Origin of the sequence: Frankia sp. QA3 (assembly GCF_000262465.1) — a bacterium.
Lineage (GTDB): Bacteria > Actinomycetota > Actinomycetes > Frankiales > Frankiaceae > Frankia.
The window spans coordinates 6,569,730-6,595,002 of the sequence record NZ_CM001489.1 but is presented as its reverse complement, the minus strand read 5'-3'; the positions used below and the strand labels follow the sequence as shown (position 1 = coordinate 6,595,002).

General features: G+C 73.5%; 25 protein-coding genes. 8 read left to right on the top strand and 17 right to left on the bottom strand.

Going from position 1 to position 25,273, the window contains the following annotated elements; translation table 11 throughout:
- Positions 1 to 12: 12 nt before the first annotated feature.
- Both FRAQA3DRAFT_RS27060 and FRAQA3DRAFT_RS27055 read right to left on the bottom strand, forming a co-directional pair.
- Entirely contained in the window at positions 13 to 945 is a 933-nt protein-coding gene (locus FRAQA3DRAFT_RS27060) for a tetratricopeptide repeat protein (RefSeq protein ID WP_009742239.1), read from the bottom strand.
- Positions 946 to 1,130: 185 nt separating this feature from the next.
- Positions 1,131 to 1,436, bottom strand: a complete 306-nt coding sequence (locus FRAQA3DRAFT_RS27055) for an MTH1187 family thiamine-binding protein (RefSeq protein ID WP_009742238.1) — start codon at positions 1,434 to 1,436, stop codon at positions 1,131 to 1,133.
- Between the two features lie 227 nt (positions 1,437 to 1,663).
- Here FRAQA3DRAFT_RS27055 and FRAQA3DRAFT_RS27050 point away from each other — a divergent pair, with 227 nt between their 5' ends.
- On the top strand, positions 1,664 to 3,379 hold the full coding sequence (locus FRAQA3DRAFT_RS27050) for a hybrid sensor histidine kinase/response regulator (RefSeq protein WP_009742237.1): 1,716 nt from the start codon (positions 1,664 to 1,666) through the stop codon (positions 3,377 to 3,379).
- 922 nt (positions 3,380 to 4,301) lie between these two features.
- Here FRAQA3DRAFT_RS27050 and FRAQA3DRAFT_RS27045 read toward each other — a convergent pair.
- The 5 genes from FRAQA3DRAFT_RS27045 to FRAQA3DRAFT_RS27025 all read right to left on the bottom strand — a co-directional run bounded on the left by FRAQA3DRAFT_RS27045 (position 4,302) and on the right by FRAQA3DRAFT_RS27025 (position 8,843).
- The gene (locus tag FRAQA3DRAFT_RS27045; protein ID WP_009742236.1) at positions 4,302 to 4,763 is read right to left on the bottom strand and encodes a cupin domain-containing protein; all 462 of its coding nucleotides are present in this window, start codon (positions 4,761 to 4,763) and stop codon (positions 4,302 to 4,304) included.
- 53 nt (positions 4,764 to 4,816) lie between these two features.
- Positions 4,817 to 5,869: a methylmalonyl Co-A mutase-associated GTPase MeaB gene (gene meaB, locus FRAQA3DRAFT_RS27040; RefSeq protein WP_009742235.1), complete on the bottom strand. Its 1,053-nt coding sequence runs from the start codon at positions 5,867 to 5,869 to the stop codon at positions 4,817 to 4,819.
- Complete coding sequence (locus tag FRAQA3DRAFT_RS27035; RefSeq protein ID WP_009742234.1) at positions 5,866 to 7,053, bottom strand: acetyl-CoA C-acetyltransferase; 1,188 nt, start codon at positions 7,051 to 7,053, stop codon at positions 5,866 to 5,868. The genes meaB and FRAQA3DRAFT_RS27035 overlap by 4 nt, the downstream gene beginning before the upstream one ends.
- 243 nt (positions 7,054 to 7,296) lie before the next feature.
- A complete protein-coding gene (locus FRAQA3DRAFT_RS27030; protein ID WP_009742233.1) occupies positions 7,297 to 8,289 on the bottom strand; it encodes a VCBS repeat-containing protein in 993 nt (330 codons plus the stop codon).
- Complete coding sequence (locus tag FRAQA3DRAFT_RS27025) at positions 8,286 to 8,843, bottom strand: SigE family RNA polymerase sigma factor (protein WP_009742232.1); 558 nt, start codon at positions 8,841 to 8,843, stop codon at positions 8,286 to 8,288. The genes FRAQA3DRAFT_RS27030 and FRAQA3DRAFT_RS27025 overlap by 4 nt, the downstream gene beginning before the upstream one ends.
- Before the next feature lie 216 nt (positions 8,844 to 9,059).
- Between FRAQA3DRAFT_RS27025 and ccrA the strand changes: the two genes are divergently transcribed.
- Positions 9,060 to 10,409 carry a crotonyl-CoA carboxylase/reductase gene (gene ccrA, locus FRAQA3DRAFT_RS27020; protein ID WP_009742231.1) on the top strand — a complete coding sequence of 450 codons (1,350 nt, stop codon included), beginning with the start codon at positions 9,060 to 9,062 and terminating at the stop codon, positions 10,407 to 10,409.
- Between the two features lie 74 nt (positions 10,410 to 10,483).
- Entirely contained in the window at positions 10,484 to 11,206 is a 723-nt protein-coding gene (locus tag FRAQA3DRAFT_RS27015; protein WP_009742230.1) for a sugar-binding protein, read from the top strand.
- 31 nt (positions 11,207 to 11,237) lie between these two features.
- On the opposite strand, the gene FRAQA3DRAFT_RS27010 is transcribed toward FRAQA3DRAFT_RS27015, so the two are convergent.
- The 8 genes from FRAQA3DRAFT_RS27010 to FRAQA3DRAFT_RS26975 all read right to left on the bottom strand — a co-directional run bounded on the left by FRAQA3DRAFT_RS27010 (position 11,238) and on the right by FRAQA3DRAFT_RS26975 (position 20,352).
- Entirely contained in the window at positions 11,238 to 11,567 is a 330-nt protein-coding gene (locus tag FRAQA3DRAFT_RS27010; protein WP_009742229.1) for a hypothetical protein, read from the bottom strand.
- A complete protein-coding gene (locus FRAQA3DRAFT_RS27005) occupies positions 11,564 to 12,223 on the bottom strand; it encodes a YkvA family protein (protein ID WP_009742228.1) in 660 nt (219 codons plus the stop codon). The genes FRAQA3DRAFT_RS27010 and FRAQA3DRAFT_RS27005 overlap by 4 nt, the downstream gene beginning before the upstream one ends.
- Before the next feature lie 214 nt (positions 12,224 to 12,437).
- Complete coding sequence (locus FRAQA3DRAFT_RS27000; RefSeq protein WP_232292171.1) at positions 12,438 to 14,228, bottom strand: 3-hydroxyacyl-CoA dehydrogenase family protein; 1,791 nt, start codon at positions 14,226 to 14,228, stop codon at positions 12,438 to 12,440.
- Positions 14,229 to 14,800: 572 nt separating this feature from the next.
- On the bottom strand, positions 14,801 to 15,463 hold the full coding sequence (gene nucS / locus FRAQA3DRAFT_RS26995; protein WP_009742226.1) for an endonuclease NucS: 663 nt from the start codon (positions 15,461 to 15,463) through the stop codon (positions 14,801 to 14,803).
- Between the two features lie 722 nt (positions 15,464 to 16,185).
- Positions 16,186 to 16,743: an HD domain-containing protein gene (locus FRAQA3DRAFT_RS26990; protein WP_009742225.1), complete on the bottom strand. Its 558-nt coding sequence runs from the start codon at positions 16,741 to 16,743 to the stop codon at positions 16,186 to 16,188.
- Positions 16,724 to 18,865 (bottom strand): protein meaA, encoded by a 2,142-nt coding sequence (locus FRAQA3DRAFT_RS26985; RefSeq protein WP_009742224.1) that lies wholly within the window; start codon positions 18,863 to 18,865, stop codon positions 16,724 to 16,726. The genes FRAQA3DRAFT_RS26990 and FRAQA3DRAFT_RS26985 overlap by 20 nt, the downstream gene beginning before the upstream one ends.
- 295 nt (positions 18,866 to 19,160) lie before the next feature.
- Positions 19,161 to 19,763 (bottom strand): hypothetical protein, encoded by a 603-nt coding sequence (locus FRAQA3DRAFT_RS26980; RefSeq protein WP_232291787.1) that lies wholly within the window; start codon positions 19,761 to 19,763, stop codon positions 19,161 to 19,163.
- Positions 19,764 to 19,986: 223 nt separating this feature from the next.
- On the bottom strand, positions 19,987 to 20,352 hold the full coding sequence (locus FRAQA3DRAFT_RS26975) for an STAS domain-containing protein (protein WP_009742222.1): 366 nt from the start codon (positions 20,350 to 20,352) through the stop codon (positions 19,987 to 19,989).
- A gap of 385 nt (positions 20,353 to 20,737) precedes the next feature.
- Between FRAQA3DRAFT_RS26975 and FRAQA3DRAFT_RS26970 the strand changes: the two genes are divergently transcribed.
- Positions 20,738 to 21,121, top strand: a complete 384-nt coding sequence (locus FRAQA3DRAFT_RS26970; protein ID WP_009742221.1) for a hypothetical protein — start codon at positions 20,738 to 20,740, stop codon at positions 21,119 to 21,121.
- Positions 21,122 to 21,129: 8 nt separating this feature from the next.
- Here FRAQA3DRAFT_RS26970 and murA read toward each other — a convergent pair whose 3' ends face one another.
- Together murA and FRAQA3DRAFT_RS26960 are read right to left on the bottom strand one after the other, a co-directional pair.
- Positions 21,130 to 22,404: a UDP-N-acetylglucosamine 1-carboxyvinyltransferase gene (murA, locus tag FRAQA3DRAFT_RS26965; protein WP_232291786.1), complete on the bottom strand. Its 1,275-nt coding sequence runs from the start codon at positions 22,402 to 22,404 to the stop codon at positions 21,130 to 21,132.
- Positions 22,405 to 22,483: 79 nt separating this feature from the next.
- Entirely contained in the window at positions 22,484 to 22,849 is a 366-nt protein-coding gene (locus FRAQA3DRAFT_RS26960; protein ID WP_009742219.1) for an NUDIX hydrolase, read from the bottom strand.
- A 118-nt stretch (positions 22,850 to 22,967) separates the two neighbouring features.
- Between FRAQA3DRAFT_RS26960 and FRAQA3DRAFT_RS26955 the strand changes: the two genes are divergently transcribed.
- The 4 genes from FRAQA3DRAFT_RS26955 (at position 22,968) to FRAQA3DRAFT_RS26940 (ending at position 25,134) form a co-directional block, all read left to right on the top strand.
- Positions 22,968 to 23,792: a protein phosphatase 2C domain-containing protein gene (locus FRAQA3DRAFT_RS26955; protein WP_009742218.1), complete on the top strand. Its 825-nt coding sequence runs from the start codon at positions 22,968 to 22,970 to the stop codon at positions 23,790 to 23,792.
- Between the two features lie 116 nt (positions 23,793 to 23,908).
- The gene (locus FRAQA3DRAFT_RS26950) at positions 23,909 to 24,481 is read left to right on the top strand and encodes a cob(I)yrinic acid a,c-diamide adenosyltransferase (protein WP_009742217.1); all 573 of its coding nucleotides are present in this window, start codon (positions 23,909 to 23,911) and stop codon (positions 24,479 to 24,481) included.
- Between the two features lie 93 nt (positions 24,482 to 24,574).
- Entirely contained in the window at positions 24,575 to 24,796 is a 222-nt protein-coding gene (locus tag FRAQA3DRAFT_RS26945) for a hypothetical protein (RefSeq protein WP_232291785.1), read from the top strand.
- A 26-nt stretch (positions 24,797 to 24,822) separates the two neighbouring features.
- Positions 24,823 to 25,134: a type II toxin-antitoxin system PemK/MazF family toxin gene (locus tag FRAQA3DRAFT_RS26940; protein ID WP_035921583.1), complete on the top strand. Its 312-nt coding sequence runs from the start codon at positions 24,823 to 24,825 to the stop codon at positions 25,132 to 25,134.
- Positions 25,135 to 25,273 lie beyond the last annotated feature (139 nt).

The window sequence follows — 25,273 nt, the reverse complement described above, 5'->3', positions numbered from 1 at the left end:
ACAGCGCCGCGGTCAGAACAGCGCCGCGGCCAGGGAGCGGCGGGCGGGGGCGACGGCGGGTTCGGCGTCGCCGAGTGCCTGGAACAGGTCGACGAGGTGGGCTCGCGCCTGCTCGCGCTGCGGACCGGAGGTGCGCCGCACGACCTCGACGAGACCGGCGAGCGCACCGGCCACGTCGCCCTGCGCGATACCCAGGTCCGCCGCGGCGATCGCGGCCTCGACGTCGTCGGGATCGGCCGCGAGCCGCGCCCGGATGTCCGCCGGGTCGTGGTCGCGCACCCGGCGCAGCAGCTTGGCGCGGGCCAGGCCGGTGAGCGCCTCCGCGTCCCCCGGCGCCTCGCCGAGGCGGACCCGATAGGACTCGACCGCCGTGTCGAGGTCACCGCGCGCCAGCGCCGACTCGGCCGCAGCCAGGTGCGGGTCCCGCGCCGGATCGCCGGCCGCCGCGCCGGGCAGCCCGCCCATCGCCTCGTCGACGAGGGAGAGCAACTGGTCGAGCCAGCTGCGCACCTCCCGCTCGGGGACGGCGCCGGTGAACTCGCCGATGATGCGGCCGCCGACGACGGCCTTCACCGCCGGGATGCCCTGCACCCCCGCCGCCTGGGCGAGGCCCGGGTTGGCGTCGACGTCGATCTTGGCGAGAATCCAGCGGCCGCCGTCCTCCGCGGCCAGCGTCTCCAGCACCGGGCTGAGCTGCTTGCACGGACCGCACCAGGACGCCCAGAAGTCAAGCACGACCGGCACCTGCATCGAGCGGCTGACCACGTCGGTCGCGAAGCTCGCCTCGGTGACGTCGATGACCACGGGACCGGTGGGCGCGCCACCGGGGCCGGCGGCGGCGCCGTTCGCGGCGGGCCCGGCGTTCGCGGGCGGGGGCGGGGTGGCCGGCTTCGGGTCCAGCGGGACGGCGCCGGCGAGACGCAGACCGCCGAGGCTGTCGGGCATACGCCCGGGTCGTCCCGGGCCTCCCGCACCCCGCGGCGATCCGGATGGGACTGGTGGCCTACGTTGCATGCCTCCATCGTGACATCCGGGTGGGGCTGACGGCCCTGCCGGCGGATGACTTTTCGGGGCCCCGTTGTCCGCCCCGTTGTCCGCCCCGTTGTCCGCCCCGTTGTCCGGCGGCGGGGTCAGCCGGCGTCGTCCCCGGCGAGCAGCCGGTCGATGCTCGCCACCTTGCCGTGCAGGGCGTCGGTGACACCGGGGCGCAGGTCCGCCTTGAGCACGAGGCTGACCCGGCCGGCGCGGGCGCCGACGGCCTCGGTGGCCCGGCGCACGACGTCCATCACCTCGTCCCACTCGCCCTCGATCGTGGTGAACATGGCGTTGGTCTCGTGCGGCAGGCCGCTGGCGCGCACGATGCGGACCGCCTCTGCGACGAGCTCGGCGACACCCTCGCCGGTTCCGATGGGCGTGACACTGAAGGCAACCAGCATGCGGTCAGACCTACCACGCCGGCGCCGCGCCGACCATCACTCCGACGCTGCGCCACGCGCCTGCTACGTTGACAAAATGGATCGGTCGGTAAGCTAGCGACATGTCACGAAAAGTCGCGGGATCGACCCCCACTCGGGCGGTTACGCAAACCCGGGACAACGGTCTCTGAAGGCACGCCCTACCATTGCCCGCCGTGGGGTGGAAGAAGACGGATGACGAGGCGTAGGTGGGGCCACGCACGCTGCTCGACGCGCTGACGGACCTGGCTGTGGTCGTCGGCGCGGACGGTCATGTCACCGACATGGGTGCCGCGGCCCGGGCGTTCCTCGGCGACCGGATCCCCCGTGACCCGCATCTGCGCGACCTCGTCGAGGTCGTCGACCCGGCGTTCCGCGCCGCGCTCGGCGAGGCCGTCACCGCCGCGCTCGCCCAGTCCGGGCAGTGGCGCGGCTCCGTGGGCCTGGTCGACCCCGCGGGGGCGACCGTGCCCCACCACGTGACCATCCGACGCGATCCGGAGGGTGGGCTGGTCCTGCTCGCCCGCGACACGACCGACCAGCGCGCCCGCGAGATCGCCGAGAACGAGTCGCGGGCCAAGGACGAGCTCATCGCGCGGCTGGGCCACGAGCTGCGCACCCCGCTCAACGCGATGCTCGGCTTCGCCCAGCTGCTGGAGCTGGAGCCGCTCACCCCCGACCTGCACGACGACGTCGAACGGATCATCACCGGCGGCCGGCACATGCAGGCGCTCATCGACGACGTGCTGGACCTGGCCCGGCTGCGCGCTGGTCGCGGCGACATCAACAAGGGTCCGGTCAACGTCCTCGACATCGTCCAGGGCGTGGTCGAGCTGGTCGAACCGCTCGCCGCGCAGCGCAGCATCCGCCGCGTGATCCACCCGGCCGTGCCGCTCGTCGCCGACGCGGACCGCCGCCGGCTGTGGCAGGTGCTGCTCAACCTGGTCGGCAACGCCCTGAAGTACGGCCGCGAGGGCGGCAGCGTGCGGGTCGGCATCGTGCCGATCACCGGTTCCCGGATCCGCATCGAGGTCGAGGACGACGGCGCGGGCCTGTCCCCGCGGGCGATCGACCGGCTGTTCCGGCCGTTCGAGCGACTCGGTGCCGAGCGCAGCGGGATCGAGGGCAGCGGGCTGGGGCTCGCCCTGTCCCACGCCCTGGTCACCGCGATGGGGGGGGTGCTGACCGTCGCCAGCCGGTACGGGGTCGGCAGCGTGTTCGCCGTCGTGCTCGACGCCGTCGACATGCGCTTCGAGGACCCCGACTCCGACGACGACGGCTTCGGCGACCGCCTCGGCGGCCCCGGCTACGGCGAGACGGGCTACGGACGCCCCGGCTACGGCGAGACCGGTCATGGGCGCACCTACTACGGCGAAGCCGGTCACGGACGCGCCGGCTACGGCGAGACGGGCTACGGCGAAACCACCTATGGCGACCCCGGCAATGGGCGGGCCCGTCATGGCGGCGCCGGGGAGGGTGCCCACGGGGGCCGGCACGTGGGCGTCTCCGGCGGCGGGGCCGGGCACCAGCCGGCTCCCGGTGGCCTGCGGGTCGTGCACGTCAGCGGCGATCCCGCCGTGCGGGCGGCCGTCGCGGACATGCTCGCCGAAAGCCTCGCCGCCGATCCGGTCACCGTGCCGCGGGCCGCCCTCGCGGTCGACGCGGTGCGCCGCGCGCGGCCGGCGTTCATCCTGCTCGACCGCGACCTGCCCGACGCGACCGCGCCCGAGCTGCTCGCCCAGCTCGCGGCGGACCCCACCGCGGCCGCCATCCCGGCGCTCGTCCTCACCGAGGACACCGACCCCCGCGAACGCACCATGCTGCGCCGCGCCGGGGCGGTCGACATCCTCGCCCTCCCGCTGGACCCGGCGAGCCTGGTCGCCGCCGCGACCGCCCTCACCGCCGCGATGACCGCCCCCCGCTGATCCTTCCCTGACCCGGCCCTGACCCGGCCGGCCCGCTGCCCACACCCGACCCCCGCTCACCCGCCGTCTGGTCACCCGCCGTCTGGCGCCCAGCCCCAGCCGTGCAGACCGTGACGGCGCTGCCGGCGTCGGAGCTGTACGCGAGGGCCTTCGGTCATGCCGTGTTCGCCGGTGTCTGGCTGCCACCACCGAAACCGCAGCGGGCGGCACGGTGTCCTGGCTGGTGGACCACGCCGACGCGAGGGCGGTGGGAATGCGATGACCGTGTTGTGGTGACGGCATGGCTCGGGTCTGGGTGAAGCTGGGGCCGTGGCGCGGTTCCGCGGAACACCATGATCACCAAGGTTCGGGTCGGCGCCGGGACGTGTTGCGGTTCCGCGGAACATCATGATCACCGAGGCTGGAGTTGGGGTCCGGACGTGTGGCGCGGTAGCGCGCTCGCCACGCTGCCCTTGGAGCTGGACGAGTAGGTCCTACGTGGTCAGTGGCTTCGCTTAAGCGAGCTTGCTCACCTACGCGACGGCCAAGGCACTCGCGACGGCCAAGGCACTCGCGACGGCCAAGGCACTCGCGACGGCCAAGGCACTCGCGACGGCCAAGGCACTCGCGATGGCCAAGGCACTCGCGATGGCCGAGGCACTGTGGTGCCCGGCTCGGCCGGCCACACCGCACGGAGTCTGGGTCGTCCGGAGTTCGGTGCGCCGCACCGGCCGCCGCGTCCTGCTGTCACCAGTCGGGCACGGAGGCATGCCGAGGCTTCGTCGCGATTCTGGGCAGAAAAACCGTGCGTCAGCCTCGGCATGATCTGGCCGCAATCCGGCCGGTGGCCGGGCTGGCGGGCAAACGGGCGGCAACGGCCGCGGCAACCGCCACGGCCACGGGGTTAGCCAGCGACTACCCAGGGTCAATGAGGGGTTCGAAATTACTCATCTAGGTCGGCCAGGAGCTCGAAGTCTGCGAAGTCGAATCCGGGCGCGACGACGCAGCCGACGAGGACGTGTCGCCCGCCGCTTGGCACGGCGGTCTGCCACTCCCCCGCCGGGACGACGAGCTGCGGCACCTCGCCGGCCGTCGCATCCGGCCCGAGCAGCCCTGCCCGGCCCGGCGACGGCCGGCGGGCCGTGCCGCCGAGAGTGAGCTCGAGGGCGCCACCGCCCTGCCAGAGCCAGATCTCGGCCGAGGCCACCCGATGCCACCGGGACACCTCGCCCGGGCGCAGCAGGAACAGGATGGACGTCATCACGGGCCGCTGCCCGCCGTGCGCCGTGACGAGGTCGGGGCTGGCCCAGGTCCGGCGGTACCAGCCGCCCTCCGGATGAGGTTCGAGGCCGAGGCCGCGGATCAGCTCGTCGGCGGACGTCGTCGGGTCGTCGAGGCGGCTCATCGACGGTTCCTCCCCCCGTGGGTCGCAGGGACGTGGCGGGTCGGCCGGACCGGTCAGGCGGACGGCACCGGCTGCGCCGTCATGACGTCGCCGAGCAGGCGCTCGGCCGCCGACCAGGGGTCGGCGGCACCGGCGACCACCAGGCGGGCGAGCTCCGCCAGGCGCGCGTCGTGCGGCGGAGCGGCCAGGCGGTCCCGCAGCGCGGTCAGGGCCAGCCCCCGGATCTCGTCGGCGGCGCGGGCCAGCCGGCGGCGGTCGAGCTCGCCGGTCGCGGCGAGTTCCCGCCGGTGCGCGGCGATCCGCTCGACGAGTTCGTCGATGCCCTCGCCCAGGGTCGCGGCGACGCGGACCACCGCCGGGCGCCGGCCGCCAGCGCGCATCCCGGTCATCGCGGTCAGGTCGGCGACGGTGCGCGCCGCACCCGGCCGGTCCCCCTTGTTGACGACGAGGACGTCCGCGACCTCCAGCAGGCCGGCCTTGACCGCCTGCACGTCGTCGCCCGCGCCGGGCGCGAGCAGAACACAGGTGGTGTCCGCGAGCGCGGCGATATCGATCTCCGCCTGGCCGACGCCGACCGTCTCGACGATGACGACGTCGAAGCCGGCCGCGTCGAGGACCCGCAGCGCCTGCGCGGTCGCGGCGGCCAGCCCGCCGAGGCGCCCACGGCTGGCCAGCGAGCGGATGAACACCCCGGGATCGCCGGCGTGCTCGCTCATCCGCACCCGGTCGCCGAGCAGCGCGCCGCCGGTGTACGGCGAGGACGGATCGACCGCGAGCACACCCACCCGGTGCCCGGCGCGGCGGTAGGCCCGCACCAGGGCGGTGACGGTCGTCGACTTGCCGACCCCCGGGGCGCCGGTCAGGCCGACGGTCTGCGCGCCGCCGGCATGCCCGGCGAGCGCCGCGCCGATCTCCCGCCACCGCCTGGGGGTGTTCTCCACGGCCGAAAGCAGCCGGGCGAGAGCCCGCCGGTCACCGCCGACGGCCGCCGCGACCAGCTCCGCCGCGACCAGCTCCGCCGCAGCCAGCTCCGCCGGGGCCGGGCCCCGAGCGCGGTCGGGCAGACCCCGCTCGCGGTCGGGACCCGCGGCGGAGCCGGCGGTCACGCCGCCGGGACGCGCAGGATCAGGGCGTCGCCTTGGCCGCCACCGCCGCACAGGCCGGCCGCGCCGATCCCGCCGCCACGCCGGGCGAGCTCGTTGAGCAGGGTCAGGGCGATGCGGGCGCCGGAGGCGCCGAGCGGGTGGCCGATCGCGATCGCACCGCCGTTGACGTTGACGATGTCGGAGCTGATCCCGAGGTCGCGCATGGACTGGATGGAGACCGCGGCGAACGCCTCGTTGATCTCGACGAGGTCGAGGTCGGCGGGGGTGAGCCGTTCCTTGGCCAGCGCGGCCAGGATGGCGTTGGACGGCTGGGACTGCAGCGAGGTGTCGGGGCCTGCGACGAAGCCGTGGTGGCCGACCTCGGCGAGGATCGGCAGGCCGAGCTCCTCGGCCTTGGCCCGGCTCGCCACGATGACCGCGGCCGCGCCGTCGGAGATCTGCGACGCCGACCCGGCGGTGATCGTGCCGTCCTTGCCGAACGCCGGACGCAGCTTGCCGAGCACCTCGGCGGAGGTGTCGGCGCGCACGCCCTCGTCCTGGCTGACGACGAGCGGCTCGCCGCGGCGCTGCGGCACGGAGACGGGGACGATCTCGTTGTCGAACAGGCCGTTCTTGGCGGCGGCGGCGGCCCGCTGGTGCGACCGGGCGGCGAACTCGTCCTGCTCGGCGCGGGAGATGTTCAGCGCACCGTTGTAACGCTCGGTGCTCGCACCCATGGAGATCTGGTCGAAGGCGCAGAACAGGGCGTCCTGGTCGATGGCGTCGAGCGCCTCGGCCGCGCCGTACTTCACCCCGGCGCGCATGGAGCGCAGCAGGTGCGGCGCCCCGGTCATGGACTCCATCCCGCCGGCGACGACGAGGTCGTACTCGCCGCTGGCGATGTAGGTGTCGGCGAGGGCGATCGCGTCGAGGCCGGACAGGCACACCTTGTTGATCGTGACCGCGGGCACCGTCATCGGGATGCCGGCGGCGACGGCCGCCTGCCGGGCGGTGATCGGACCGGTGCCGGCCTGGATCACGTGCCCCATGATGACGTACTGGATCGCCTCGCCGGACAGCCCGGCCCGCTCCAGCGCACCGGAGATCGCGATACCGCCCAGATCCGTCGCGGTGAAGCTCTTCAGCGCCCCGGACAGCTTCCCGATCGGTGTCCGCGCGCCGGCCACGATCACGGAACCAGGCATGGCTGCCTCCTCATCATTCCTGGGGAAGATCCCTCGGGACGTCCTCCCGCGAGTCGACACCGGACGTACCCCTGCGACGACGTCACCTCGGTACGGTCGGTGCGCTCACCCCACGGGCACCTTCAACACCACGATAACGTGATCTTGCTCCTGGCGCCCGGCCCGGCAGCGCGCCCCGTGAGCGGCCGGAGCCGCCCCGCGGTAGCCGGGCGGGGGCCGGAACAGGCCTACCGCCCGGCCCGGTCAGGACAGCGCGCCGCAGGACACCACGAAGGGGGAGGAGTCCGCCGGCAGCCGCACCGTGCTGGAGGCGCTGTCCTGGACGGTCAGGCCGTCGGGGGTGAACGCCAGCGTCGTGGTGATCACGTTGAACTGGGTTCCGTCGTTCGACGAGCCCTTGCTGATCTGCAGGGTCTTGTCGGCGCAGCGGAAGCCGACGGCGGAGTTGCCGTGGACGCCCGCGCCGAGGGTCAGGCCACTCGGCGGCGTCACCGCGACCAGCTGGTCGAGGCTGACGTAGTGCAGCAGGGCGTAGCTCTTCGTCCCGTTGGCCGCCTGGGTCTGCACCAGCAGCTCGCCGAAACCGTCGGCGTCGATGTCGACGACCGCGCTGTTCAGCGGGGTGGTGATGCTGCCGAGGGGGACCTGGGCGAGCTGGCCGTCCCGGGAGAACTTCACGCGCAGGTTCGTCCCGTCCACCGCGACGGTGTCGGGCTGGCCGTCGCCGTCGATGTCGTTCACGCCCGCCGGCTTCGCCACCGGCGTGGGCAGCTGCGGGCTACCCGGGCCGGTGGTGATCGACGGTGCGGACGACTGCGGGCTGGTGGCGGCCACCGACGGCGAGGACGCGGACGTCGTCGGCCGGGTCGGCGGCGGGCTCGTCGGCGCACGGGTGGCCGATCCCGAGGCCGACCCGCCGCCACCGGAGCCGGAGCGGCCCGTGCCGCCCGGCACCGGCACGGTCGCCGCGCGGCTCGGCTCGGCGAACGTGGTCGGCATGACCGGCGGCATGGCCGGCTCGACGACCTGGTTGGACGGGCTCGGCCGGATGGCCACCACCGCCAGCCCGATGAGCGCCGCCATCACCATCCCGCCGAGGGTGAACACGGGGAGGCGCCAGCGGCGCCGGCGCGCGATGCCGGCCTGGATCTGCCGGTAGGCGTCCGGGGAGGGCCGGATGGTCTCAACCGCCTCGGTCAGCAGCCGGGTGAGCTCGTCCGGTTCCAACGCGCTCACCGTAGGCCCTCCAGCTTGCCGCTCAAGGCGGACAACCCTCGGGAGGTATAGGCCTTGACGGAGCCGATGCTGCAGCCCATCACCGCCGCCGCGTCCGCCTCGGACATGTCGGCGTAGTAGCGCAGGACGACCGCCTCCCGCTGGCGCCGCGGCAGCTCTCGAAGTGCCTGGATGACGGCGGCTCGCTCGACGAGAGAGTAGGCCCCCTCCTCGGCGCTGGCGGCATCGGGCATGGGCTTGGGGGCATGCTTGAGAGCGACGAGTCGACGACGCAGCGTGGAACGTGCGAGATTGACGACGGTCTGCCGAAGGTAGGCCAGGGCCTTGTCCCGGTCCTGTAGACGTCCCCAGGCCCCGTGGACCCGGATGTAGGCGTCCTGGACCACCTCTTCGCACAGACCCACGTCATCCAGCAGCAACGCGGCAAGACGCACCAGTGACCGGTAGTGCTCGGAGTACAACGCGGTCAGGGCGGCGTCCGCGTCCCGCGCTACGTCGCTACGGGCGGCGTCGCTCCGCGCAGGCACGGGCCGCCACCCCTCCACGACTGTCATGGGCGCGGTCACACCACGTTGGACGCGGACCGAGCACTCGAAGTTGTCCCGAAAGTTCTATCGCGTCGCACACGAAACAGACAGCCCCCACATCCCGCGACCCCGTCTCCGTACCCATCAGTTGCCTCTGCCGCCCGTCAACGACCCCTGCCGCCCTGTCAACGACCCCTGCCGCCCTGTCAACCGTCATCGACCGCGTACCGCCGGAGGCCGATCGTGAAGGACATCCTGGAAGCGATCATCGCCCAGAGCCCGCCGTCCCCCGCCCGGCAGGCGGAGTTCGCCGCGTTCGCGATCCCGGAGTTCTACCGCGGCGTCGTCGTGCGCCGCGACGAGACCGGGATGTTCGACGGCGTCCCGTCCCGGGACAAGGACCCGCGCCGCTCCCTGCACGTCGACGAGGTGCCCACGCCCGAGGTCGGCCCCGGCGAGGCTCTCGTCGCGGTCATGGCCTCCTCGGTGAACTACAACACGGTGTGGACGTCGATCTTCGAGCCGGTGTCCACCTTCGGCTTCCTCGAACGCTACGGCCGGACATCTCCCCTTGCTTCCCGCCATGACCAGCCTTACCACGTCGTGGGTTCCGATCTGGCCGGAGTCGTGCTGAGGACAGGAGCCGGCGTACACGTCTGGTCCCCGGGGGACGAGGTCGTGGCCCACTGCCTGTCTGTCGAGCTGGAACGCGCCGACGGTCACAACGACACGATGCTGGATCCCGAGCAACGAATCTGGGGTTTCGAGACGAACTTCGGCGGGCTGGCCGAGCTCGCCCTCGTCAAGGCGAACCAGCTCATGCCCAAACCCGGCCATCTCACCTGGGAGGAGGCGGCCGTGCCGGGGCTGGTCAACTCCACCGCCTACCGCCAGCTGGTCTCCGCCAACGGCGCCCGGATGAAGCAGGGCGACGTCGTCCTGGTCTGGGGGGCGTCCGGCGGGCTGGGGTCCTACGCCACCCAGCTCGCGCTGCACGGCGGGGCGATCCCGGTCTGCGTCGTGTCGTCGCCGGGGAAGGCGGAGATCTGCCGCTCCCTCGGCGCCGAGCTCATCATCGACCGGGTCGCCGAGGACTACCGGTTCTGGAGCGACGAACACACCCAGAATCCGCGGGAATGGCAGCGGTTCGGCCGGCGTATCCGCGAACTCACCGGCGGGGACGACCCGGACATCGTGCTCGAACATCCCGGGCGGGAGACCTTCGGCGCGTCCGTCTATGTGGCCCGCCGCGGCGGCATCATCGCGACCTGCGCCTCCACCAGTGGTTTCCAGCACGAGTACGACAACCGGTACCTGTGGATGAACCTCAAGCACATCGTCGGCTCCCACTTCGCCAACTACCGGGAAGCCTGGGAGGCCAATCGGCTCATCGCCCGCGGGATGATCCATCCCACCCTCTCCCGGGTGTACCCGCTTACCGAGACGGGACAGGCCGTCTACGATGTGCACCGCAACACGCACCAGGGCAAGATCGGCGTGCGCTGCCTGGCGCCGGCCGAAGGGCTGGGTATCCGTGACGAGGAGCTCCGCACTCGCCACCTGACCGCAATCAACCGGTTCCGCGGCGTGTAGCTACAGAAATCGCGACGGGCCCGATGCCCGGCTGGCGTCACGTTCGCATTGACGGTCTGAGATGCTGAGGTCCTATGACCGAACACACGGATCTCATCCCGATGGCCGGCGAGACCGATGGGCCCCCAGCCTTCGATCTGGTGCGCCGTGGCTACGACCCCAACCAGGTCACCTACCACGTGAACTGGCTCGTCGAGCAGCTCCGCGAGGCCGAGGCGCACCGGGCCGCGGCCGAGGCCGCCGCGTCCGAGGCGGCGACCGAGGCGGCCCGCGTGCGCGACGACCTGGCCGCGAACCGTCCCGCGTGGGAGGAGTTCGGCGGCCGGGTCACCCAGATCCTCCAGCTCGCCGAGGAGGAGGCGGCCACCGTCCGCGCCGAGCGGACCCGCGAGGCCGACGCCCAGCTCGAGCAGGCCCGCCGGATCGTCACCGAGGCCGAGGCCGCCCGGGAGAAGACCCTGCGAGAGGCCGACGAGCAGGCCGCCTCGATCGTCTCGACGGCGCGCGCCGAGGCCGAGCGGATCGTCGAGCTCGCCCGGTCCACCGCGGCGGCGGCCGAGGACGAGTCGAAGCGCCGGCTGGCCGATCTGGAGCGTCAGCGCGAGCAGGTCACCACCCAGCTCGCGGCCCTGCGCGAGCAGGTGACGGCCCAGCTCGGCGCGCTGCGCGACAAGCTCACCGCCGCCAGTGCCTCGATCGCCTCGATCGAGGCGGCGCCGGTCGAGGAGCGCAAGGCGATCGGCGCCGAGACGACCGCGCTGCCCGCGCCCGCCAGCGCCAGCGTGCGCAGCGCCTGAACCCCGCTGCGGCGGCCGCGCGGGCGCGCCTTCAACCGGCATCCGATCGCAGTCGGGCCGCCCGGCAGCGCCGATCCCAGCATGGCCGGTGCCAGTGCCGGCGGTCCTCGACGCGATCCGGCGGCCAGACGACCAGGTGGGCGGTGCCCGGGTTGATCTCGTGGTCACACCCGGGGCACCGGTAGACCTTCGCCGTCGCCGCGCCGGCGACCGGGCGGACCACCCACTCCCCGTCGCGCAGCAGCACGACCGGATCGGGCAGCCACGCCCCGACCGGCCGCCCGCGCCCGTTCTGCCCGCGCCCGTTCTGCCCGCGCGCGTCCCGACCCCGGGCGGAACGGCGCCGCGCCCGGCGCGTCACCGACCGCGTGAGGGTCTGCCCGGCTCCCAGGAGCGCGCCCGCCGCGTCGGCGGCCCCGACGTCTCCCGGCCGCTGTCCGAACCCGGTTCGGCGACCCACTCGGCCCGGTCCACGACCTCCCCGTCGACGATCCGGCCTGGATCTCCCGCCGGATCGCCCGCGCGGCCGTGGTGCCCTCCTCCCCGCGCCCGCCCTGCCGTTCCTGCGGCGCCCGCCGAACCCGCGGACCGCCCGCCCGCGCCGCCCCCACGGACCCGGTCGATGCCGGCGGCCACGAGCGAGCGGGCCACCTTCGCCTTGCGCACCGCCCCGGCCGGGCTCGCCAGGGCCGAGGAGGCGCCGATGAGCACCTGGAAGCCGCGCTCGCTGCCCCGCCAGTGCTCGCGCAGGATCGGCTCCCCGGCGCCGACGACCAGCCGGCGAAACGCGAAGGCGATGATGGCGACGTCGTCGAGCTGGCCCACCACGGGGATCATGTTCGTCAGCCGGTTGCGCGGGGACACCAGGTACGCCAGCGCCGCCGCGGCCTCGACCTTCGCGGACTGCGGCACCCGCGGATCGGCGACGACCCGCCGCAGCATGACGACCAGATCGGGCAGGAACATCGTGACTTCCCGACCGAACTGCCGCACGGCGTTTTTGTCGAGCGTGACCATCGCCGTCGCGTCTCCTCTTGTGCGAACCAGGACTTCCCGCCGACCGGCGACATCCTAGTGCCGCACCCGGCACCTCCCGCTGGCGACCGCGGCGCCGGCCGTCCCCTTTCAACGGACGGCGCCCCTACGGCGTGCCATGTCGCGCCGTGACGCCTCGACATCCCGGCCCCCTGGCGCCGCCGTGGCTCGGGCGGCGGGTCCCCCGGATCGCCTTCTACCGGCGGGGATGCGCCAGGAAGCCCCGGCCGGTCTTGCGGCCCAGGAACCGGGCCCGGACCAGATGCTCCAGCAGCGGGGCCGGGGCGTAGCCCGGCTCGCGGAACTGCTCGTACAGCGAGCGGGTGATGGCGAGGGTGACGTCGAGCCCGACCACGTCGGCGAGCGCGAACGGGCCCATGGGGTGGCCGCAGCCGACGGTCATCGCGGTGTCGATGTCCTCGATCGTGGCGTAGTTCGCCTGGAGCATCTTCACCGCGTCGTTCAGGTAGGGGAACAGCAGCGCGTTGACGATGAACCCGGCCCGGTCCGCGCAGCGCACCGGGTGCCGGCCGGCCGCCCGTGCCAGTGCCTGGACCGTCGCCGTCGTGTCGTCCCCGGTGAGCACCGTGGGCACCACCTCGACCAGGCGCATCACCTGGGCCGGGTTGAACCAGTGCATGCCGACGACGTCCTGGGGCCGCCGGGTCGCCGTGGCGCACTCGACGACCGGCAGCGAGGACGTGGTGGTCGCCAGCACGGCGCCGGGCCGGGCGACCTTGTCCAGGTCGGTGAACAGCTCGCGCTTGACCGCCAGGTCCTCGACGACCGCCTCGAGTAGCACGTCGCAGCCGCCGAGCTCACCGAGGTCGGCGGTGACGCGCAGCCGGCCCTGGGCGGCGTCGCGGTCGTCGTCGGACAGCCGGCCCTTCGCGACCGCCGCCGACAGCGACGCCTCCACCCGGCCGCGCGCGGCGTCGGCGGCGTCCGGACGACGGGCCCGCAGGACGACGTCATGGCCGGTTCGGGCCAGTACCTCGGCGATGCCCCGCGCCATCGTGCCGCTGCCCACGATCCCGACTGACCGGACCCGCCGCGGCGCCCCGCCGGCCGCCTGCGCGCCGTCGCCGGTTCCCCTGTCAGCGGAAGCCGCCGTGCCGACCGCCGGCTGGCCGCCGCCACGGGGGCCCTCGGCCACCACCTCGGTGGAGTCCGTCGCCGTGTAGGTGTAGAAGCCGCGGCCGGTCTTGCGGCCCAGCAGGCCGGCCGCGACGAGCTGGCCCAGCAGCGGCGCCGGGGCATGCAGATGATCGCGGGTCTGGTCGTACATCGACGCGAGGATGGCGTGCGCGGCGTCGAGGCCGATGAGGTCGAGCAGGGCCAGTGGCCCCATGGGGTGGCCGCAGCCGAGCCGCATCGCGGCGTCGATGTCCTCGCGGGTGGCGAAACGCGCCTCGACCATCCGCACGGCGTTGTTGAGGTAGCCGAACAGCAGCGCGTTGACGATGAACCCGGCCCGGTCCGCGGCGACGACGGCCGTCTTGCCGACCGCGCCCACCAGCGACACGACCGCGGCCAGGGCGTCGGCGTCGGTCACCACGGTGCGGACGACCTCGACCAGGCCCATCACCGGCGCGGGGTTGAACCAGTGCATGCCGAGCACCCGGGCCGAGCGACCGGTGCCCGCGGCGAGCTCCGTCACGGACAGGGAGCTGGTGTTCGTCGCGAGGACGGTCGCCGGCGGGCAGACCTCGTCGAGCCGGGCGAACAGCGCGGTCTTGGCGTCGAGCCGCTCGTCGATGGCCTCGATCACCAGGTCGCAGCCGGCCACCGCGGCGAGCTCGGTGCCGAGGCTCATCCGGCCGAACAGGTCACCGCGGGCCGTGTCAGCCAGGCGGCCGTGCCGGGCCGCCCGATCGAGGGAGTGCTCGATCCGCGCGCGGGCCCGGGCCAGCGCATCGGCGTCCCGTTCCACGCCGACGACGTCGAGCCCGGCCCTGGCCAGCACCTCGGCGATCCCGCTCCCCATGGTGCCGAGCCCCACCACCCCGATCCGCCGCCACCGTGCCCCCCCGCCACCGCCGACCCCCGGCGCCGCCGGGACAGCCGTCGCCGCAGCAGTCTCCGCCGCCGCAGCCGCCGCATTCGCAGAAGCCGTCCCACTCGCCGAAGCCATTCCACCCGCCGAAGCCGTCGCGGCATCGGTGCCGGTTCGGGAGGCCTTTTCCGACCTGCCTTGCGAATGCGTTCCCCGCCGGGCTCTCTCGGCCATGCCCAGGCTCCTCAAGGTCGTCGCGGCAGCCCGACGACAATGCGGCGGAAATCTCGGGCCGCGCGGTATCGAACCGCGGACCCGTCGATTCTCCCAGCCTTTCCACCGCCCGGCCCGAGATCAATCGGAGTCCGCCGGAAGGAGGAGGCCCTCGGCCATCAATCTTTTTCTCGCAACCACGGGAGAGGCCGACTAAAGACGAGATCGTCGCCCGTGCCGTAAAGAACACCAGAAATTCCGGCGGCTTGCCCCGGAAGAACCGATGGTCCGCCGCCAGGCCACCCGGGCCAGGCGGATCCGCATTCGGGATGCGCCGCGGGACGGGCCGGTCAGAACAGGGTGGGGATGGAGGGTTCGAGGCCGCGCAGCTCGTCGTAGTCGACGACGGCGCAGCCCAGGCCGCGGTCGGCGGCCAGCAGCCGGGCCTGCGGGGTGATGGACTGCGCGGCGAGGATGCCCCGCACCGGGTGCGGCAGCGCCGGATCCGCGTCCAGCCGGACGAGGTAGCGGGTCAGCTGCTCGACCCCGTCGATCTCACCCTTACGCTTGATCTCGACGGCGACCGTGGATCCGTCGCTGTCCCGGCAGAGCAGATCGACCGGCCCGATCCCGGTCTCGTACTCGCGGCGGATCAGGGTGAGCCCCGGGGCGATCGCGTCCGGCCGGTCGGCGAGCAGGACCTGCAGGTGGGCCTCGACGCCGTCCTTGCGCAACCCCGGATCGACGCCCAGCTCGTGGGTGGAGTCGTGGAGAACTTCCTCGAGGGTGATGACGAGCTGCTCGGCGGCCCGGTTGGTCACCCGCCAGACCCCGTCATCCTCCGCGATGGCACAGGGCGGACTCATCCAGTTCAGCGGCTTGTAGGCCCGCCCGTCGGCGTGGATCGACACCGACCCGTCCGCCTTGACGAGCACCAACCGGACGGCGCTCGGCAGATGGGCGGTGAGCCGTCCGACGTAGTCGACACTGCACCGAGCGATGACGAGCCGCATGACGTCACGTTATCGCGGACCCCCTGCCCGCCCCCCATCACCCGGACCGTTCTCCCTCTCCCCGGCTCCGGCTCCGGCTCCGGCTCCGGCCAGAATCATCCTGGGTCCCCGTTCCGCCAGCGACGCCACGCCAAGGCCCTGCACTGACCCTCCCGCCAGAACCGCCCGCTGCGATGCGGCCTGGATCAACGCTCTGACCTGCGCAGTTGCACTACCGCCGAACCGCCGCAAGATCGCTGCCTCCCGCCCCCACGCCACCCCTCTGTGGAACTCGTCGTTGATCGACCCTGGGCGGGTAAGTACGAAGTTCAGCTAACCGGCAGCTCGCAACTCGCGGTTCCGGCGTCGCCGATTGTCGCGTCCTACGGTGATCGGCTGGGTACAGAATCGTGCCGAGGGCTGGGCACGGTCTGCGCCCGGAATGCCGTGCTTGTACCTCGGCACGATCTGACCGGTCTCTGGCCGGGAAGGCCGGGACGGGGCCAGCGGCCGGAGACGGCCCTGCCCGGTGCCGCGGTGCACGGCTCGGGTTCACCGCGCCGCCGGCTCCCCGCCCTTCCGTGCCCGTGCAAGTACCGGGAGGCGCTGGAGGTTGATGACGGTTGCGGAGGCGGAGACCGGATCACGCAGGGCCGCCAAGCCGATCGGACCTACTCGGCTAGGAGGAGCAGTCCACGGGGGTCTGTCAGAGTGACGTCCAGCGTGCCGGTGGTCCTCGCTGGTTATCCCTGGCCTTGGCGGCCGGTCCGGGCGGAGATGAGGTCGTCGAGGAGCTCGCGGCGGCCGGCGTAGCGGGTGGCCAGGCGTTCGGCCTGGTCGGGGGCCAGGCGGCCGAGCCGGACGGGGTCGGAGTTGTCCTGCATGTCGGCTCGCTTGACGACGACGGCGAGCGGGTCGGCGGCGACGCGGGCCAGGTAGTCCCGCGTCGACTCGTCGGGGCGGTGCGACAGGGCGTCGACGGCGGCGACGACCGGCGCGGGGTAGCCGGCGGCCGTGAGGTCCGCGAGCGTGGTGTCGCTGTCCTCGACGACGTCGTGCAGGACGGCGGCGAGTTGGGCGGTGTGCGGGTCCACCCCGGCCGGCTCGGCGGTGCGGGCGACCGTCGCCATGACCCGCAGGGGATGGCCGATGTACTCCTCGCCGCCCTTGTCGATCTGGCCGCTGTGGACCCGGGTGGCGAAGGCGATGGCGTCGTCCAGCGTCGGAGCGGCGGTCGCGCCGTGGTCCGGTGACGCGCCGGGTCGGTCGGGCGCGGCCGCGTCAGGGGTGGTCGAGGGCATGCCTCGACCGTACGACGTCCACGATGCCGCGGATTATGGCGCTGAGCTCATAGTCCCGGGGGGTGAACACCGCGGCCGCCCCGAGCCGGGCCAGTTCCCGCGCGTCCGCCGGGGGGATGATGCCGCCGACGACGACGGGGACCTCCCCCGCCCCGGCGGCACGCAGCCCGTCGAGCACCTCGGGCACCAGGTCGAGGTGAGCGCCGGAGAGCACCGACAGGCCGACGACGTGCACGTCCTCCTCGACCGCCGCGGCCACGATCTGCCCGGGGGTCAGCCGGATCCCCTGGTAGACGACCTCGAAGCCGGCATCGCGGGCACGCACGGCGATCTGCTCCGCGCCGTTGGAGTGACCGTCGAGGCCGGGCTTGCCGACGAGCATCTTCACCGGCCGCCCGAGCGCGACGCCCGTGCGGGCCACCAGGGCGCGCAGCTCGTCGAGCCCGGTCGCGCCCCCGCCGGCGCCGACGGCGTCGCTCACCCCGGTCGGCGCCCGGTATTCGCCGAACACCTCCCGCAGCGTGTCGGCCCACTCTCCGGTGGTGACGCCCGCCCGCGCGCAGGCCAGCGTCGCGGGGACCAGGTTCACCTCGGTGCCGGCGGCGGTGCGCAGCCCGAGCAGCGCCTCCCGGACGGCGGACGGGTCACGCCCGGCCCGCCAGGCGGCGAGCGAGTCCCGGGCCGCCTGCTCGAAAGCCGGGTCGACCGTCTGGATCGCCGTGTCGAGCTCGGCGAGCAGCGGGCTCGGTTCGGTCTCGGTGAACCGGTTCACGCCGACGACGACGTCCTCGCCGCTCTCGATCCGCGCGCGGCGGGCCGCCTGGGCGCAGACCAGCGCCGACTTCAGGTAGCCGCTCTCGACGGCGGCCACCGCCCCGCCCATCGCCTGGACCCGGTCGATCTCGGCGGTCGCGTCGGCCACCAGCCGGCGCACCCGCTCCTCGACGACAGGGGAGCCGGTGAACAGGTCGTCGTACTCCAGCAGGTCGGTCTCGTGGGCGAGGATCTGCTGGACACGCAGCGACCACTGCTGGTCCCATGGCCGGGGCAGGCCCAGCGCCTCGTTCCAGGCGGGCAGCTGCAGCGCCCGGCACCGCGCGTCCTTCGACAGGGTGACGCCGAGGGTCTCCAGCACGATCCGGATGACGTTGTTCTCCGGCTGGGCCTCGGTCAGCCCGAGCGAGTTGACCTGCACGCCGTAGCGGAACCGGCGCGCCGCCGGGTCGCTCACCCCGTACCGGGAGCGCAGCAGGTCGTCCCACAGCACCCCGAACGCCCGCACCTTGCACATCTCCTCGACGAAACGCTCCCCCGCATTGACGAAGAACGAGATCCGGGCGCACACCTCCGCCATCCGCTCGGCGGGGATCGTCCCCGTGGCCACCACGGCGTCGAGCACGGCGATCGCCGAGCACATCGTGAAGGCGAGCTCCTGCACCGGAGTCGCCCCGGCCTCCTGCAGGTGGTAGCTGCAGATGTTGATCGGGTTCCACCGCGGCAGCTCCGCCACCGAATAGGCGATGAGGTCGGTGACCAGCCGTAGCGACGGCCCCGGCGGGAAGACGTACGTCCCGCGCGAGAGGTACTCCTTGATGATGTCGTTCTGCGTGGTGCCGGCGAGCTCGGCCGGGTCGGCGCCCTGCTCCTGGGCGACGGCCTGGTAGAGCGCGAGCAGCCACATGGCGGTGGCGTTGATCGTCATCGACGTGTTCGTGCGGGCCAGCGGGATCCCGTCGAACAGCCCGCGCATGTCGCCGAGGTGCGCGATCGGCACGCCGACCCGACCCACCTCGCCGCGGGCGAGCGGATGGTCGGGGTCGTAGCCCGTCTGGGTCGGCAGGTCGAAGGCCACCGACAGGCCGGTCTGACCCTTCGCGAGGTTGCGGCGGTACAGCGCGTTGCTCTCGGCGGGGCTGGAATGTCCCGCGTAGGTGCGGATGATCCACGCCCGGTCCCGGGCTCCACGCCCACCGCCGGGAGGGGCGCCGGTGTCGGTGTCGGTGCGAATGCCGGTGTCGGGACGGGCCTCGGCGTGGGGGTGGGTGCCGGCCTCGGGGCGGGGGGGCGGCTGTGCCGTCCGGGTGCCGTGCCGGTCCGCCGAGCGGGTGGACAGGTCCGTCATCGCCGCCGCCTCCCTGGGGTGCTGCGCCGGAGCCGGTGGCCGAGGAGCCACCGGCGGGCGCGGGCGGGGTCATCACGCCGGCCTCGACCCGCGCGGACCGCGGGCGACGAGTCGAGACTAGGCCGGGCCGCCCCGGCCCGCCCGTCGGCGCGTCAGCCGCGGCACGACCGCCCCGTCGCCGGCTCACCCCTTGTCGCCGGCTCACCCCTTGTCGCCGGCTCACCCCTTGTCGCCGGTTCACCCCCAGGAACCGGGCTCACCTCCAGGCACCGGCCGCCGCCTGGCCAGCGCCGGCTCAGCCCGAGCAGGGGGCCGGCTGGCCCTTCCATTCCTGGATGAGGGCCGCGGGGATCGCCGTGCAGGCGTTCGGGCCGTTGCGGACGATCGTCCACGGCCCGGTGCCGATCCGCCGCCACACGTGCGGGTCGGCCGGCGGATTGGCGACGCCCGCGACCTGGATGCGGCCGATCGCCCAGTACTGGTCTTGCGCGGCGTCGGCGCCCTCGATAGCGCCGAAGAACATGCCCTGCGGCACGGTCACCGCAGCGGCGGTGACCGTGCGGTTGCCGGCGGCCCTGATCTGGTCGGCGACCGTCCAGGACAGGGCCAGCCGCAGGGCGACGGGATCCGGCTCGTCGTCGACCCGCATCTGGTGCGCCCGGCCCGGCTGGCGCACGGCGTCCCAGGGCGCGATGCGCAGGGTGGGCGTGAGCTCGGGCGCGAGCGCTCCGCGCCCCGTGATCGTCACGCCGCCCGTGCCGCGGTCGGCGGTGGCGAAGCCGATGCCCACGCCGATCAGGACCGCGACGAGGAACGCCGCGAGCACGGCGGCTGGCCGCAACTCACGCACGCCGAGAAGCCCTGCGGGCCGCGCACTGCGTTCGCCGGCGATATCCACCCGCGCGGGCACCTCCACTCCTGCAGACCTCCGTCCGGCGTCCACCATGCCATCAGCCGGGCCAGTAACCCGAAAGCAGTACCCGATCAGCAGGTACCCGGCAAGCATGCCGCATCGGAAGTCCCGCCGACACGCGGGCGCGCCCGGGATGACGGTGCGCATCCACCCCGGTTCGGTCCGCTTCGCCCGGTCGCCGACCGCGAACGCGGCGCCGCGGGGCGGCTCAGGCGTGCCCGACGTGCACCAGCTCGGTCGACTCCTCGAACCGCAGCAGCCGCCCGAGCCGGTCGGCGGCGAACATCCGGCCCAACGCGCTCGGCACGTCGACGAGCACCATCGATCGGCCCGCCGCCCTGGCCCGGCGCGCCCCGCCGAGCAGCACCCCCAGCGCCGCGTGGTCGCCGAGCTCCAACCCGGCGACGTCGACGCGCAGCGGCCCGCTGCCGTTGTCGATGGCGGCGTGCAGCAGGGACCGTAGCGTGCCCACCGTCCGCACGTCCACCCTGCCCACCAGCCGCACCGCCTGCCCGGGGCGGCCGCCCGCCCCGGGCGGACCGTACATGTGCACCACGTTCACGCCGTTGTTCATGTGGTCTCCCGTCCCCGGCCGCCCGGCACCCCCGCTCGCCGTGACGCCGGCGCTACCAGCTATCCGCGCCGAGGTGCGGGTAGCACCCAGGTGCGGTTCCGCGCATGGCGGACCGTCGTACGCCCTCTCGCCTCGTCCGAACCGTCGTCGCTCGGCCACGGGGGGTCGGGGCCGGTTACCTCGATGATCCCAGCCGTCGCGGCGCGATGTTTCCTCTGTCGGATTCCGCGACGGGATGAGGACGGATCGGGGCGGGAACTCCTGCCGATCCACCGAGCGTCTGGGACCATGGAGGCCGGATGCCGACGGGCGAAGGTGCTCCGCCCGAGGCTCCCGCGCGGCCCCGTGCGGACCCGGCCGCGGTGCGGTGAACGGGAGGTGCCAGGTGGCCGTGAACTCGGCGCAATACCTCGTCGAACCGGCGTTGGCGATGCTCACCGTGGGGCTGCTGATGGTCATGGCGCGCTGGGCGTCCACCCCGCTGCGGGCGCTGCCCCGCGGGGTCGTGCTCGGCCATGACTTCGGGCTGCTCGTCCCCGTCGCCGTCGTCGACACGCCCGCCGAGGTGAGCCGGGCCCGGGCCGCCCTGCGCACGCAGGGCATCCGCTCCACCTGGGCGATGGCGATGACCCCGCTGCACATCGACGCCGCGGGCAACATCCTGTCCCGGCCCCGGCAACGCCGGCACGTGCTCGTCTTCGGCGCGGACGCGGCCCGAGCCGCCCGCGCGCTGGCGGCCCCGCCCGGCGGGCTGTCCTCGCAGACCTGAGGCGCCGCTCAGGCCACCGCCCGGTCGGAGACCCGCCGGATATCGGCACCGAGCGCGGTCATGTTCTCGACGAAGCCGGCATAGCCACGATCAATGTGGTACACGTCGGTCACCTCGGTCTCGCCCTCGGCGACGAGGGCGGCGAGCACGAGGCCCGCGCCGGCCCGCACGTCCGACGCCATCACCCGGGCTGCCGTCAGCCGGTCCGCGGGCCGGACGATGACGTGATGGCCGTCGGTGCGCAGGTCCGCACCCAGCTTGTGCAGCTCGCGGCAGAACACGAAGCGGCTGTCGAAGACGTTCTCGGTGATCAGCGATGTCCCGGTGCTGATTGCCTCCAGCGCGATGATCTGCGGCAGCAGATCCGTCGGGAACCCGGGGTAGGGCAGGGTCACCACGTCGATCGATCGCGGCCGGTCGCGGCCGACCACGCGGAACCCGTCGTCGCGGACGTCGATCTCCGCGCCGGCCTGCACCAGCTTCTCGAGCACGATGCCGAGATGCCCGGCCCGGCCGTGCCGGATCATGACGTCGCCGCCGGTCATCAGCGCGCCGATCGCGTAGGTGCCGGCGACGATGCGATCCGGCACCGTCCGGTGCTCGACCGGGGTCAGCGCGTCCACGCCGTCGATCACCAGGGTGGACGAGCCCGCGCCGTCGATGCGCCCACCCATCGCGGTCAGCATCTCGCAGAGGTCGGCGATCTCGGGTTCCTGCGCGGCGTTGTCGATGACGGTCGTGCCCTTGGCGAGGACGCCGGCCATGAGGAGGTTCTCCGTGGCGCCGACGCTCGGGAAGTCCAGCCAGATCGACGCGCCCTGTAGCCGGCCCGAGCAGCGCGCGACGAGCGTGCCGGCCTCGACGTCCACGAGCGCCCCGAGCTTCGCCAGCCCGTTGACGTGGATGTCGAGCGCCCGCGAGCCGATCGCGTCGCCACCCGGCAGGGCGACCCGCGCCTCCCCGCAGCGGGCGACCAGCGGGCCGAGCACCGCCACCGACGCCCGGATCTGCCGCACGAGATCCCCGTCCGCCGCGAACCCCGGCGTCTCGGGAACGTCGATGCTCAGCCGGCCACCGTCGACGTCCCGTTCCACCACCGCCCCGAGCCCGACCAGCACCTCAGACATCACGGAGACGTCGAGGATGTCGGGAACCGCGGACAGGGTCGTGCGACCGGCGGCCAGCAGGCTCGCGGCCATCAGTTTGAGAACCGAGTTCTTCGCGCCCGGGACGGCGACCTCGCCGGCCAGTCGGGTGCCGCCTGTCACGACGAAGCGCTCCACGGACCTCGATGCTAGGTCCTGCCGCAAAGATCTTCACCGGCACCCACCGGATTGGCCCCTGCCACCCTGCGCGCTCACCTCATCCCGGTCCGTCCGCCGCCAGGACGGACACCCCGTCATGGGTCCGGACGAACGGCTCCCCACGCCCGGCCAGGGCATCCGTCACCCGCACCGCGAACGCCGGCACGAACCTGGCCTGGATCTGCGCCGGGGACAGCCAGCCGACCTCCGTCGCCTCCGCGGTCCCGGCGGCGATCGGACCGGCCGCGAACTCGCACAGGAAGACCATCGCCACCACGCCGAGCGGCAGGTTCAGGTAGACCCCCGTCAACCGGACCGGTCGAACGACCGCGCCGGTCTCCTCGGCGATCTCACGGCCCGTCCGGCCGCCGGGCTGCTCACCCTGGCCGGCGGCGTCACGCTGCTGGTCTTCTGGGGCTTCCACGTCCTGCTCATCGCCACGGCAAGCGGCAGCGGATCCTCCTGGCGCCGGCTCGCCCCCGCGATCGTCGGGGTAATACTCGTGACGGCGGGTTTTCTGATGACCGGGTAGGGGCCGACGGGTGCAGGTGCTGCGGTCCATCAGTCGTTCGGACAAGGTGCATAACGAGGATGCGGCCGGCTGCCGTCCGGACGGGCTGTGGGTGATCGACGGCGCGACCCCGCTGGGTGACGAGGCCCGGGTGGACGGCCGTTCCCCGGCGGCCTGGCTCAGCACAGCGGCCGACGCGTTCCTGGCCCAGGTGCCCTGGGAGGGCCGTCCGCTGCGGGCGGTGCTGCGGGACCTCATCGGCCATGTCCGCGCCGAGGGACGGCGAGCCGGGCTGCCGGCCGCCGGCTTCCCGACGGCCACGCTGAGCCTGGCCCGCCTCCTCGACGGTCGGCTCGACCTCTGCCTGCTCGGCGACAGCCCCATCCTGCTGCGCCAACCCGGCGCCGCTGTGATCGAGTTCGTCGATCCGCAGTTCGCCGGGGTGGAGGAGGCCCTGCTCGACCGGGTCCGCGCCGAGCTCGACCGCGGCGACGAGGCCGCCGACGCCTACGCCCGCGCCCGCGTCCTCAACCGGGAGCGTCGGCGGTGGCGCAACACCCCGCGGGGTTCATGGGTTCTGTCGGACGTGCCGGCCGCCGCCGAGCATGCCTTCGTCACCACCGTCGCCGTGGCGCCGGGGACGGAGCTGGTCGCGATGTCCGACGGATTCGCTCGCGCCGTGCGGCCCTTCCGCCTGGTCCGTAACGGTGCCGAGCTGCTCGACGAGATCGCCGCGAGCCGCGAGTCCGAGCTGCTCGACCGGCTGCGGGCCGCTGAGTGGGCCGATCCCACCTGCTCGCGTTTCCCCCGCTTCGGGATGAGCGACGACGCAACCATGCTCTACGCCCGGCTCTGACCCCAGGCCCGACGCTTGACCCCAGGCCCGACGCTTGACAGCAAGCCCGACGCTTGACAGCAAGCCCGACGCTTGACACCGTCGCCGGTCTGGCGGCGGCTCCCTAGAGTGGGGGCATGGCGGTACACCTCACCCGGATCTACACCCGCACCGGGGATGACGGCACGACGGCGCTGGGTGACATGTCCAGGGTGGCGAAGACGGATCCGCGGCTGGCCGCCTACGCGGACGTCGACGAGACGAACGCGGCGATCGGCGTGGCGCTCGCCCTCGGCGGGCTCGCCGACGACGTGCGGGCGGTGCTCGGGCAGGTCCAGAACGACCTGTTCGACGTCGGCGCGGACCTGTGCACGCCGGTCGTCGCCGAGCCGGCCTATCCCCCGCTGCGGATCACCGAGGCGTACGTGGACCGGCTGGAGGAGGCGTGCGACCGCTTCAACGCCGACCTGCCGAAGCTCGCCTCGTTCATCCTGCCCGGCGGCACGCCGGGCGCCGCCCTGCTGCACACCGCCCGCACCGTCGCCCGCCGCGCCGAGCGCTCCGTCTGGGCCCTGCTCGACGCCGAGCCCGAGCGGACCGGCCCGCTGCCCGCCCGCTACCTCAACCGCCTGTCGGACCTGCTGTTCATCCTCGCCCGGGTGGCGAACCCGGAGGGGGACGTGCTGTGGCGCCCGGGGGCGCACGCCTGACCGGCGTCCCCGGTGGAGTCCAGGCACATACCGGAGGGTCGACAGTCCAGTCAACCCAATTGTAGACTGGCGATCATGAGTACGACGGTGCGCGTGAGTGACAGGACGCGGCAGCGGGTCGCGGCCATGGCCGCGTCCACCGGCCAGCAGATGCAGACCATCATCGACGAGGCCGTCGAGGCGTACGAACGCGAGCTGTTCTGGCGCGGGTTCGAGCAGGGGTACGACGCCCTCGCCGCCGACCCGGACACCTGGGACGACATCGAGGCCGAGCGCTCGGCCGAGTCACCGGCCCTGCGGGACGGGCTGGAGTGATCTCACCTCGCCGCGGCGAGGTATGGATGGTCGACTTCGGTGAGCCGATCGGCCACGAGCAGGGGCTGCGCCGGCCGGCGGTGGTCGTGTCCGCGGATCGGCTCAACCGCAGCCGCGCGGGCCTGTCCATCGTCGTTCCCGTCACCAGGACCCGCCGTGGGCTGCCCTCCCACGTCGAGCTCGCCCCCGGCGGCACCGGCCTGCGCGAGACGAGCTACGCCAAGGTCGAGGACGTCAAGTCGGTGTCGCAGCAGCGGTTCGCCCGCCGCCTCGGTGTCGTGGGCCCCGACCACCTGCTCCGGATGACCGAGGCGCTGAAGTTCCTGCTGGAGATCTGACCGTGGCGGGCCGCGGCGACCCCGGGAACGGGCAAGGGCGCGTCCCCTCGCGGGGAACGCGCCCGTGACTGCCGCGGTGGCCCGGTCGAGCCGGGCCTGGCCGGCATCCGACCTGAACTAGCTGCGACCCGAGCTAGCT